Source organism: Sphingobacteriaceae bacterium GW460-11-11-14-LB5, from assembly GCA_002151545.1.
Classification (GTDB): domain Bacteria; phylum Bacteroidota; class Bacteroidia; order Sphingobacteriales; family Sphingobacteriaceae; genus Pedobacter.
This window is the reverse complement of sequence record CP021237.1, coordinates 5,798,883-5,810,918: the sequence shown is the minus strand read 5'-3', so window position 1 is coordinate 5,810,918 and position 12,036 is coordinate 5,798,883. Positions and strand designations below refer to the sequence as shown.

9 protein-coding genes are annotated in these 12,036 nt (G+C 38.2%); 4 read left to right on the top strand and 5 right to left on the bottom strand.

Annotated elements, in window-relative coordinates; genetic code table 11:
• Nucleotides 1-141: 141 nt before the first annotated feature.
• Nucleotides 142-3,339 carry a peptidase S41 gene (locus CA265_23795; GenBank protein ARS42516.1) on the bottom strand — a complete coding sequence of 1,066 codons (3,198 nt, stop codon included), beginning with the start codon at nt 3,337-3,339 and terminating at the stop codon, nt 142-144.
• Between the two features lie 174 nt (nt 3,340-3,513).
• On the opposite strand from CA265_23795, the gene CA265_23790 reads away from it, so the two are divergent.
• The 4 genes from CA265_23790 (at nt 3,514) to CA265_23775 (ending at nt 7,591) form a co-directional block, all read left to right on the top strand.
• Nucleotides 3,514-4,794 carry a glycosyl transferase family 1 gene (locus CA265_23790; GenBank protein ARS42515.1) on the top strand — a complete coding sequence of 427 codons (1,281 nt, stop codon included), beginning with the start codon at nt 3,514-3,516 and terminating at the stop codon, nt 4,792-4,794.
• Between the two features lie 8 nt (nt 4,795-4,802).
• Nucleotides 4,803-5,948 (top strand): hypothetical protein, encoded by a 1,146-nt coding sequence (locus tag CA265_23785; protein ARS42514.1) that lies wholly within the window; start codon nt 4,803-4,805, stop codon nt 5,946-5,948.
• A 135-nt stretch (nt 5,949-6,083) separates the two neighbouring features.
• Nucleotides 6,084-6,830: a glycosyl transferase gene (locus CA265_23780; GenBank protein ID ARS42513.1), complete on the top strand. Its 747-nt coding sequence runs from the start codon at nt 6,084-6,086 to the stop codon at nt 6,828-6,830.
• Nucleotides 6,831-7,030: 200 nt separating this feature from the next.
• Nucleotides 7,031-7,591 carry a protease gene (locus tag CA265_23775; GenBank protein ID ARS42512.1) on the top strand — a complete coding sequence of 187 codons (561 nt, stop codon included), beginning with the start codon at nt 7,031-7,033 and terminating at the stop codon, nt 7,589-7,591.
• A 104-nt stretch (nt 7,592-7,695) separates the two neighbouring features.
• On the opposite strand, the gene CA265_23770 is transcribed toward CA265_23775, so the two are convergent.
• From CA265_23770 to CA265_23755, 4 genes are all read right to left on the bottom strand, one after another.
• Nucleotides 7,696-8,739, bottom strand: coding sequence for a hypothetical protein (locus CA265_23770; GenBank protein ID ARS42511.1), 1,044 nt, complete (start codon nt 8,737-8,739; stop codon nt 7,696-7,698).
• 113 nt (nt 8,740-8,852) lie between these two features.
• Nucleotides 8,853-10,043: a hypothetical protein gene (locus CA265_23765; protein ARS42510.1), complete on the bottom strand. Its 1,191-nt coding sequence runs from the start codon at nt 10,041-10,043 to the stop codon at nt 8,853-8,855.
• A 40-nt stretch (nt 10,044-10,083) separates the two neighbouring features.
• Nucleotides 10,084-10,998, bottom strand: coding sequence for a lauroyl acyltransferase (locus CA265_23760; GenBank protein ARS42509.1), 915 nt, complete (start codon nt 10,996-10,998; stop codon nt 10,084-10,086).
• 90 nt (nt 10,999-11,088) lie between these two features.
• Nucleotides 11,089-12,015, bottom strand: coding sequence for a lauroyl acyltransferase (locus CA265_23755; protein ID ARS42508.1), 927 nt, complete (start codon nt 12,013-12,015; stop codon nt 11,089-11,091).
• Between the last annotated feature and the right edge of the window lie 21 nt (nt 12,016-12,036).

The following is a 12,036-nucleotide window of genomic DNA, read 5'->3' as shown; positions in this document are numbered from 1 at the left end:
TAATTCCAAGCCCAAAGAAACGGAAAATTTGGTTAATTGTTTAAAGTGGTTAACTGTTTAAACTGCGAAATCACTCAAAAGCAATACATATTCAACTAACCGATTTATACAGTTAACCAATTAACCATCTTTCCTGTTACCTTATTTCAAATCCTTCAGGATCTCTGCTACGGCTTTTTCAAGTTGAGGATCTTTATCTGCCAGGCGGTCTTCAAAAGTATTTTTAACGAAGATATCTGGCTTAACACCTTCTTTTTCGATGTTTTTGCCATCCATGGTATAACAACCCCAGGATGGTAAACGGTAAGAAGAACCATCAACCAAACCTTTTGCCGAAGTAAAAATAATCCAGCGGTATGTTTCGGTACCGATAATCTTACCCAGTTTTAATTGCTTAAAACCTGCAGCCGTCATTTCAGCATCACTTAAAGATTGTTCATTAATCAACAATACAATCGGCTTCGCTGCCGGACCAAAATTACTTTGTGGAGCCATTTTACCACCTCGGTATTTCCATTGCAGATAAGGGCGCTGAGAAAGGAATTTTAGCACGTCATCATGTACATTTCCTCCGGTATTATAACGCAGATCGAGGATAATGGCTTCCTTATTTTCTTCTTGCGCAACCATATCCAGCAAGAAAGTTTCCAGTTCACCACCACCCATGTTTTTCATATAAGAATAAGCAATCCGGTTGTTGCTCCATTTATCAACATTTTTATGATTTTGAGTGATCCATTCATCGTAAAGGTTTCCACGCAAAGTACCTGAGCTTTCCGGATGTACGTTTACGAAAACATCTTTCCCATTACGTTTAAAGGTCAGCGTCATTTCTCTATCCAACGATGGTTTACTAAAATAATAATCGCGGTCTATTTTTTCATCTACTTTAACACCGTTTACTTCTGTTAAAATATCTCCTGCCAAAATATTAGTCCCGGTACGGGCAGCGTTACTTTTAGCGGCAATACGTTCAACTTTTAAAGGGTTTTCATTATCGAAGATAATCCCTGTTTCGTTGGTGATGTAAGTAAGGTTTTTGCGTTCCTCTGCCCCTGCACTGTTAAAGCCCATGTGCGAAGAATTCAGTTCGCCCAACATATCGTTCAATAAAATCCTCAGGTCACTACGGTTGTTCACATAAGGTAAATAAGCGGCGTAACGTGTCCTCATTTTATCCCAATCTACACCATGAAATTTTTCATCATAGAAATTTTCATCCAAACCTACCCAGGTTTCGTAAAACATCTGATTAAATTCTGCATTGAGGTTTCTGGTAAATTTATAACCATGATCTACCCGATCAAGCTTGTTGCTTTCTAAGCTGTATTTGTTAATTACCCCTCTTGATAAAACGAAAAATTTATCTCCTGCCGAGATAATGGAGTAATCACCTCCATCGGCAACTTTTTCTGTTTTATTGGCTTCAAAAGGCTCAATGGTCGTGCGATAAAGCCCGGGTGCACCACCTTCGTGGTTGGAGGCATAAAAAACATAAGTTTTATCGCCTTTGGCAAAAGCATCTGTTCCGAATTGACCTCCAAATGCAGGGCCAACCAGCTCTATGCGATCTAAAATATCCTGTGTATTAATGGTAATTACATTTGCTGGTTTAGGCGTAGGTTTTACTTCAGTTTTCTTTTTGGTTGTATCTGTTTTTGCTTTTTTATCGTTTTTCTTCTCAGGTACTGCAGGTTTAACTTCTGTTGGCGTGGGTTTGGTTTCTTTAAACAGATCGTCGAACTTATCAGAGCGGTAAGGCTCATCGTAATTGTTCAATGCCATGCGGTAAATGTGCGCATTGGCCATTCCGGTTGGATAAGAGGGCTTGGTACGGGCACTGGTAAAGAAAATATACTTGCCATCTGGCGACCATGCCGGACCAGTTTCAGTAACACCTGTATTGGTTAAGTTAATGGTTTTATTGCCTTTAATGTTGTGCACCATAATATCCTGCTCGAAATTTCGGTAAACGGTAAAAAGCACATATTCGTCATTTGGCGAAAAACTTGGTGCAGCATTTTGTAAAGCCCAAAATTCGTCGGTTACCAATGTCTTTGCGTCGAAAGTTTTAAGATCCATTAGCTTGAGCTCGTTTCTTCCACTCAGGTATACTGCCATGGTTTTGGTTTTATTTAAGGTGATATCGCGCACGTTTGCCTTGTCTTTGGTAAGCTGTTTTACCGACCCTTTACCATCGCCGGTAATGGTAAACCAGTTTTGATAACCGTTAGCAGTTTGGCTGAACAGAATCGTTTTATTATCGGCCAGCCATTTACATTCTAAGGCACGTTCGCCACTGTTGGTAATCTTGCGTACAAATTTCCCCTCTGCATCACTTACAAACACCTCTCCACGCGAAATAAAAGCCATCTTTTTGCCATCAGTAGAAACATCAAATGCTGAAATGTTGCCACGGACATCATATTCCTGCTCTTTACTCAATACCTGATTACGTGAGGTATTGATGTTGATTTTCTCTGTTTTCTTTGAAGCTACATCGTAAGTATATAACTGATAATCCTTTTCAAACACCACTGTGGTTCCATTGGCCGAAACAAAAGGCCGCTTAATGGAAGTATCGAAATTGGTCAGGCTTGTTTTCTTTCCACCAATAAAAGTGTATAGATTGTATTCTTCATTGCCTTCATCTGATACAAAAAAGATATTCCCTTTTTGATCAACACTAGTCCAGAAATCTTTTCCGATGTAATCGGTATAACGTTTATAACTTTTCGATTTCGGGTTGTACGATTGGATATCGGGATTATAGGCACCTTTGTAATGCTTGCGGTTAGCAAAGCGGTAACTCTCCCAGGTATCGCTGAAAAAGAGTTCACCCGTTGGCGATTCGGCAATGTGATGCGTCGTATTGAAGTAATTATCGAATAAACGGACGGCCGTACCACCGTTTACACTTACTTTATAGCTTGAAAAAGAGTTATATCGTCCGGAGGTGAAATAAATTGTTTTTGAATCCCAGCCCCAATTGTCTACTTCATCGGCAGCATCGTTAAAAGTTAATTGTTTAATATCGCCACCTGCCAAAGGCATAATATATACATCATAATTGCCAAACTGATTGGATGAAAAGGCCATCCACTTTCCGTCAGGAGATATTTTAGGGTTAATTTCTTCTCCCTGCATGGCAGTAATCCTCGAAGCTACACCTCCTTTTACCGGTACTTTCCAGATATCACCATCATAGCTGAATACTATTGTTTGTGCATCGGGCGTTAAAGCAGGGTATGCCGCAAAGTAGGTTTGGCTGTAGGCTAAGGAATGAATGGGCAACAAAAATGCGAATGTTGCAAGCGATTTCAACAGGGATTTGATCATGATTTATTTTGTTTGGCTTTGGATGCGTTAACCTAGCTTGTTTAAAATAACCATCAAACTTAGGGACAGTTATTTTAGACATTAAAGGATACATCCTACAATAAAAAAGCGATAAAAAATATTAAGATGAAATTACGCAACAGATTTTATATTCGTAAACAATAAAATGTATTTTTGATTGATTTGAAAGTAGTACACCTAAATACCTACGATGGAAATGGCGGAGCAGGACGTGCCTGTTTGCGCTTAAGTGATGCCTTAAAGACTAGTGGAATCGATTCAAAAGTATTGGTTTACTATAAATTTGGTCAAAATCCGAAAATAGATACCTTTAGCAAATCGCCTTTTCAAAAAGCCAGGGCCGTTTATAACATCCTATCTGAAAGATATTTTGCCAAATGGCTCAGCAAATCGATAAAAACCCCTTTCAGTTTGCAGTGGTTTGGCCGTTCGGTAATTAACCATCCAGATGTTAAAAATGCTGATGTTATCCATTTACATTGGGTAAACCACGGCTTTTTAAATCCTAAGTTTTTAGCACAGCTCGACGAACTGGAAAAGCCAATTGTGTGGACTTTTCACGATAGCAACGCTTTTACAGGAGGCTGTCATGTGCGTTATGGATGCGAAAACTTTCATCAACAATGCGGTAATTGTCCGATTTTGAAAATCAGTGGTAAAAATGATATTTCGCACAAAACCTGGTTGCGAAAACAGAAAGCTTACGGTGAATTAAATTTCCATATCGTGGCGCCGAGCAAGTGGATGGCAGCTTCGGTAAAGTTCAGCAGTTTATTGGGTACCAGAAAAGCTACAGTAATCCCCAATACCATAGAAACGAAAATTTTCAAGCCTTACGTTAAATCAGAGGCTAAAAAAATCCTGAAGATCAATCCAGATAAATTTGTGTTGATGAGTGGATTTATGCCTTCGAAAAACGACAAACATAAAGGAACCCCCTATTTAATCGAAGCGTTAGAAATTTTATCGCGCAGGGCTGGCATACAAAAAGAAAATATCGAACTCGTTATTTTCGGAAATAAGGAAAATGCAGAAATGCCTGAGTTCCCCTTCAAAACCACTTTTTTAGGCACGATAAACAAAGATGATCATTTAGCGAAATGTTATTCGGCAGCAGATGCATTTATTACACCCTCGTTAGAAGATAACCTGCCCAATACCGTGATGGAAAGTTTATCCTGCGCTACCCCTGTTGTTGCTTTTACCACGGGTGGGATTCCGGATATGGTTAAACATATGCAAAATGGCTATCTGGCCGAATACCAGAATGCTGAAGATCTGGCAAACGGTATTGAGTGGCTTTACCATCGCCCAAATAAAGAAGAAATCCAAAAAGCAGCCAGATTAAGTATTTTAACAGATTTCTCAGAAGAAGTAATTGCTGCAGAGCATATCCATCTATACGAAACGTTGATTGATTTACAGCCGAAATAAAACTTACCATAGAACCAGGCAAAAGTTATCTCGACAATATTAAGACCCTGAAGTCGGCCATTTTACAAAGCCGCTATCGTGCTGCAACTTTAGTAAACAAAGAACTTTTAACGCTATATTTTGCCGTTGGGAAGTTTATTTCAGTTAAAATTAAAGAAGAAAAATGGGGTGCTAAAGTTATCGAGAACCTTTCCGCTGATTTGCAGACCGAATTACCTGGCTTAAGAGGATTTTCAGCAACAGGGATTAAAAGAATGCGATTGTTTTTTGAACTCTGGGAAGAATATTTCATAATCAAGCCATCAGAAATAGGCCAATCATCAATCATTGAAATCGAGCAGCTTGAATTTAGACCAACACTGTTGGACCAAATTCAAAACGCTGATAATGAGATTGTTAAAATTATCCCAACACTGTTGGCCCAAATTGAAAATCATTTCTTTAAACTAAGTTTTTCACATCATGTAGAGTTAATCCAATCTACAAAAACTTTGGAAGAAAAGATATATTACATCCAAAAAACAGCAACCGAATTTTGGAGTTTAGCTAAGTTAAAACACCACCTCAAAAACAAATCATTTAGTAATTCTGGTAGTTTACCAAACAACTTTTCGAAAACAATTTCTAATGATGACATAAGGCAAAAAGCACTGCAGACTTTCAAAGATGAATATTTGCTGGACTTCATCAACATAGAAGATACCGACGAAAATGATGAGCGGGTTTTAGAAAGTGAAATCGTACATAATGTTAAAAAATTCCTAATGTCATTAGGTTCTGATTTTGCTTTTATTGGCAATCAGTACCGGTTGATTGTAGAAGAAGAAGAGTATTTTTTAGACCTTTTATTTTTTAACCGCCGCTTACAGTGCCTGGTGGTTTTTGAGTTAAAAACTGGCAAATTTAAGCCAGAATATATGGGCAAAATGAATTTCTACCTTTCAGCTCTGGATGAATATATAAAGCAACCTCACGAACAGCCCTCAATAGGCATCATTTTATGCAAAGAAAAAAACAACAAAGTGGTGGAGTTCTCCTTCAGGGATTTTAACAAAGCAATGGGTGTTTCTACCTACAAAACCAGTAAGGTACTGCCATCTGCTTATAAAGGCTTATTACCGGATGTAGAAACCCTCAAAAAGTTGATGGATTAACTGTTTAACACCATTATAAATTTAGCTTAATTCCTTGGTTCGCAGGTCAAATGTTTACCCAATTTCATTTTCACATTGAGGCAGAAAAATTTCCACAATCTTTATTAAATTTACTCCAAACCAAAAAGCCATCCCTTGCCAAAGCTAACTGTCATCACCATTGTTTACAATAATGTTCGAGATATCGAACGTACCATTCAGTCTGTCCTCAATCAGAGCTATAAAAAAATTGAATATATTGTAATAGATGGAGCCTCTACCGATGGTACTTTGCAAGTTGTGCAGCGTTACGAAGATCGGATTACAAAAATTGTATCCGAACCCGATAAAGGCATTTATGATGCCATGAACAAAGGTTTGGCACTAGCTACTGGCGATTATGTTTTATTCATGAATTCAGGCGATGAGATTTACGATAAACATACGGTAGAAGATGTTTTTGCTACAGCTCCTGGTGCCGACATTTATTACGGCGAAACCGAAATGTACAATGATAATTGGGAAAATTTAGGTCGCAGAAGGCATGAAGCGCCTGAAGAATTCGACTGGACGAGTTTTAAGTATGGCATGAACATCAGCCACCAAGCCATTTATATCCGACGAAGCATTATTACCCCTTACGATTTAACTTATCGGTATAGTGCCGATATTGATTGGATTATCAAAGCGGCAAAAAAGGCTTCGAATATTGTAAACGTTCACCGCTATGTGGCCAAGTATCTGGTTGGTGGAATGAGCAAGAAAAAACACCGCGAAAGTTTAAAAGAACGCTTTAAAATCTTTACTAAATATTATGGTTTAGTACCCAATATTTTTAATCATATCATTATTGCGGGCAATTTGGCCTTGTATTTTGTAAAACACCGCAGAACCAACGATTAGCTAATCTCCGGCAGGTCGTCATTCTGAACTTGTTTCAAAATCTATCCTAACTAGACAGTATTATTACCCAAAAGATGCAGAATCCGAAGATTCGGGACAGCATGATGATCGGGTTAATTAATATCGCAATCTCAAATTTCTAAAAACAATAATTTTTCTTAACTGTCTTTAATATATCACCTATTAAAAATTTAAAGATTATGGGACAATTAAGTAACCGCACTATTGCTGTACTTTCAGAAAGCGGATTTGAAGAAGTAGAATTAACCGAACCAGTTAAAAGGTTAAAAGAAGAGGGCGCAACCGTTCACATTATCTCCTCAAAAAGCGGAAAAATAAAAGCCTGGGACCACGATCACTGGTCGATAGATGTGGATGTTGATAAAACCATTTCGGAAGCAAATGCCGATGATTACAACGGTTTACTTTTACCGGGTGGCGTAATTAATCCTGATCAGTTACGCGTTAACGAAGATGCCCTGGCTTTTGTAAAGTCTTTTTTTGCTGATGGAAAGCCTGTTGCTGCGATTTGCCACGGCCCACAGACTTTAATCAACGCAGATGTTGTTCAAGGAAGAAAACTGACTTCAGTAAAGAATATTTCACAGGATTTAATTAACGCAGGCGCACTTTGGTCGGATGAGGAAGTAGTGGTAGACCAGGGTTTGGTTACAAGCCGTACACCAAAAGATTTACCTGCTTTTAACGATAAAATTGTAGAGGAATTTGCCGAGGGTGTTCATGAGGGGCAGCATGCCTAAAAACTTTGGACGCTCTTTCTAGATTCACTCAAAAACGGTTGGCAGCTTGCTGGCCGTTTTTATTTTTGTCTTCTCTGCGTGCTGTCAGGTGTTACCACGGAGCTTTACAATTTAACCTGCCTGATAATATTTTTGATATTCAGTTCAATAATATCTGTCATGGTTTTACAGCGCAAATAATTTGTATCCTTAAAATAATCGCTCATACTCTGTTTTAGCAGCGCGATATTTTCTGGAGTGGTTAATTCTTCTTTATTCGAAACATCGCGGAGATCGGTCAGGCGATGCCGTTCGCTCCTTACCCGATGCACAATAGACGAGCGTTCTTCCTGCTGGTATTGCAGTACCGTTTTATCTGTCAATTGCTCCATGCTCATTTTTACATAAGGTAGATTTTCTTTAAAAAACTGAGGCAGATAAACCTTCAAATTTCCTTCGTAAAACTGTTGGTCAAAGTCTATTGCACGGATACGGAACTGGATATCATCGAAATCGGGTGTAATCTGTACCACAAAGTTATAGGCCCGCATATCGCCCAAAAGCATAATCAAACAGCGCTCATTAAACTTTACAAACTCTTTTGCTATTCTGGTGGGATTAAACTCTGGCGTATACAACTGTCCTTTTGTAAAAACATCGCCTGGAATCCCGGCAATATGTTCTTCTACTAAAGTATTGCCATCAACAAGATAATTCACCTGGTTAGGTGAAAGGATTTCTTCCATTTCTAAACCATAAATACGCGAGGCATCGGCTTTTTTAATATAGAAATAATCGTAAACATCATTTAAACGGTTTACAATGCGGATGCGAAAAGGATGGGTATTGCCGAAGGTGCAGTATTCTATTTTATCGATGTACTTATGCTCAACAATGCGCAAATTGCCGGATGCTTTTAAGTTCGCATAAATTTCTTTTAAACCATCGTGTAAGGTTTCAATTAAATCCTGTGCATATATAGGTCCTTCCCAAAGCGAATCTTTACCAAACTTATCCATTAGTGGAAACGCTTCATTAAACTGCATTAAATCGTGATAACCGATGGGTAATTTCGCTTCACGCTGGTAAGTACGCAAATATTTCTGCAAAGCAGGTGTTACCGGAAAAATCGGCTTCTTTTTTGAAATTCTTACATCGTTGTTTTCCATGCAGCGGCAATGTACTATTTTAAAAAATTAACCGCAAAGGCCGCTAAGTTTTACGCGAAGAAAGAAAAAATCCGTAGCGTTATTTGCGCTCCTTATTCCTTCGAACTTTGCGGTTAAGACTTCGGATAGCTAAACGGCAGACCACTTAAATACCTGCTGATTTTGCGGTAAGGATAATGACCAGCACCACGATCAGCAAACTGCACAATAATGGTGTTTGTTTTTGGATCCATATATAACCTTTGGCCAAGCATTCCTTCTGCAGCGTAATCTCCTTTATCTCCTTCCTGCGGAATCCACCAGAGGTAATGATGTGCCGATTTTTGCCAGCCCTTTGCAGAAGCAGGTTGTTCTGAACCCATATTGACCGATTGATCCACCCAACGCTCTGGCACGACCTGTTTACCATTGTATTTGCCTTTGTTTAAATATAACCGGCCAATTTTAGCGAAATCAATAGCTGTAACCTGAAAACGGCTCGCGGTATTTGTCAAACCGTTCACTTGGTCTAATCCCCAGCTTGCATTATACGCTGCCCCTATTTTTTTCCATACATTGGCTTCAAAATATTGTGCTACAGATTTTCCTGTTGCTTTTTGTAAAACCCAGCCCAATACAATCGGATCGATACTTTTGTATTTCCAAACCGTGCCTGGTTGATTTACCAGTTTAACTTTCATCAACTGTGCTTTCATATCATTGGTATAATAATATTTAGCCTCATCAGAAAAAAACGCTTTTACTATTCCGCCCAACGCATCCTGAAATTCAAGGCCCGATTTCATATCCAGCAGATTTTTCAAGGCAATTTGTTCAAAGGCAGGGTTCGATTTTAATTCGGGAATATACCGGGTTACTTTATCATTCAGGCTATTAATACTATGATTATTTAAGGCCTGACCGAGCATAATAGAAATCATGCTTTTAGCGCCAGAAAATATAGTCGTCAAAGTACTGTCGCTATAACCCGTGTTATATCGCTCATATAAAACACTATCATTCCTGATCACGATAAAAACATTGATCTGCCCATTTTTTAAATATTCTTTCAATGGAATAGATTGGTCCTTCCCATCTAAAACATGCAATGTATCTAAATCGTTTCGCTGCTGAGCCGGTCTGATAAAATGAAAGGAAGAATCGCTTTTATGTGAAATTTCCTGTGGGAAAATTTTGTAGGTTTCGGCGTTGGGTGTTCTATGTTTTAATACATTCAACAAATATGGTTTCCAAAGGAATAATGCCAGTAATGATAAGAAAAACGAATAAATCAGGATTAACAGTATTTTTTTAAAGGTTTTCATCGGCAGGCATTATCACAACAAATATAAAATATTTAGGAAATTATGCCTGCTTTAGTATTTCATTTGAAGCAAATAGCAGCTGGTGCTTAGGCTTGTATTTCCACCTTCTATGGCTCCACAACCAATACGCTGGCTTTGCCCTGATTATTTCTTCCAAAAAACGGGTATGCATTTCGGTAATTTCGAACTCAGCGGTTTCAGCCGGATTTAAACATAACGGCACACAATCAACTTCATAAAAACCGCGTTTCAGCACATTGATTTTAAAATAAAATATTGGTTGATTGGTGCGTTTTGCAATTTTTTCAATCCCCAGCTGAACAGAACTGGCCTGATGCATAAAACTTGTCCAGTAATGCGATTCGTCTTTCGAGGGCGCCTGGTCATTCCCAAAACTAAACATGCTTGGTTTATCTTTACTCGCCTGCAAAGCCCGCATGGTTTGCCGCATGGCAATTAATTGATTGCCAAATTTGCTTCGTACTTTTTTAAACCAATTATCAAACGTAGGGTTTGTTAAGGGTTTATAAATTGGATAATGATCTGCAGAAAAGTTAAGCCCGATGCCCAAAGTACCCCACTCCCAGTTACCATAATGCGCTGAACAGATCAACACACTCTGACCACGATCTAAATATGCCTGGACCTGTTCTTTGTTTTTAAACACAAAACGTCTTTTGATCTCTTGTTTGGAGATGCTATTCATTTTAACAATTTCGAAAACCAGAGAGGCCAGATAACGGTAAAACCGTTTTTCGATCGTAATAATCTCTCGTAATGTTTTATCAGGAAATGCGTTTAACAGGTTTTTCCTGACCACTTTGCGCCGATAACCAAAAACAAAGTATAACAGTAGATAAGTTCCATCGGCCAGTATGTATAAAACAGATAATGGGAACAAAGATAATACGCCTAAAAAAAATATTCCCAGATGGGAAATCCCCTTTTTAATCATACCAGAAATTTTAAAATGCTAATTTAAAAAGCACCTTAAAAAATTATGCCACGAAAATGTTAGTTTTCATATTTAGACAAATGGATTAGCCTAAGCCATGGCATCCATTCTATTCTGATCATTTGACATCACTTTTGAAACCTTTGGTTCAGGTTTGTATTTCCATCTGCGGTGGCTCCATAACCAATAAGCAGGGGCTTCTTTAATCATATCCTCTAAAAAGCGGGTATGCATTTCGGTAATTTCAAACTCGGCAGTTTCGGCGGGATTTAAACAGATTGGCACACAATCTACTTCGTAATATCCTCTTTTCAAATAATTGATTTTCAGATAAAAAACCGGGCGGTTCGTTTTTTTTGCGATTTTCTCAATCCCCAGCTGTATAGAAGATTCCTGATTTAAAAAGCTTGTCCAGTAATTCGATTCGTCTTTTGAGGGTGCCTGATCGCTGCCAAAGGTAAACATGGTTGGTTTATTCTTATTGGATTGGATAGCCCTTAAAGTTTGGCGCATGGATACCATTTGGTTGCCAAATTTGCTTCTCATGGTCAGAAACCACTTATCGAAAGCTTCGCTACTTAACGGTTTATAAATTGGGAAATGTTCGCCCGAAAAGTTTAAACCAATTGCCATACACACCCATTCGTAATTGCCATAATGTGATGAACAGAAAAGTACACTTTCATTATTTTTGAGGTAAGCTTCTACCAGATCGGTATTTTTAAATTTTACCCTTTTGTTTAATTCTTTTTTAGAAATGCTTTTCATTTTGATTACTTCAATAAAAAGTGAAGACAAAAATTTATAAAAACGCTTTTCTATCGCATTGATTTCGATCGTATTTTTCTCAGGAAACGCATTAACCAGATTTTCCCTAACCACTTTCCTGCGGTAGCCAAAAACATAAAATATTAACACGTAAAAAGCATCCGCCAATCTGTATAAAATAAATAGCGGCAACAGCGAGAGCATATTTAATAAAAATATACCCGTTTTGGATAACCCTTTATTAATCATGATGGTGGATCATTAGTTTGC

What these genes read in the sequence shown, in the direction of transcription:
- CA265_23795 (ARS42516.1), bottom strand. Translation starts at nt 3,339, where the DNA reads ATGATCAAATCCCTGTTGAAATCGCTTGCAACATTCGCATTTTTGTTG.
- CA265_23775 (ARS42512.1), top strand. Translation starts at nt 7,031, where the DNA reads ATGGGACAATTAAGTAACCGCACTATTGCTGTACTTTCAGAAAGCGGA.
- CA265_23770 (ARS42511.1), bottom strand. Translation starts at nt 8,739, where the DNA reads ATGGAAAACAACGATGTAAGAATTTCAAAAAAGAAGCCGATTTTTCCG.
- CA265_23765 (ARS42510.1), bottom strand. Translation starts at nt 10,043, where the DNA reads ATGAAAACCTTTAAAAAAATACTGTTAATCCTGATTTATTCGTTTTTC.
- CA265_23760 (ARS42509.1), bottom strand. Translation starts at nt 10,998, where the DNA reads ATGATTAAAAAGGGGATTTCCCATCTGGGAATATTTTTTTTAGGCGTA.
- CA265_23755 (ARS42508.1), bottom strand. Translation starts at nt 12,015, where the DNA reads ATGATTAATAAAGGGTTATCCAAAACGGGTATATTTTTATTAAATATG.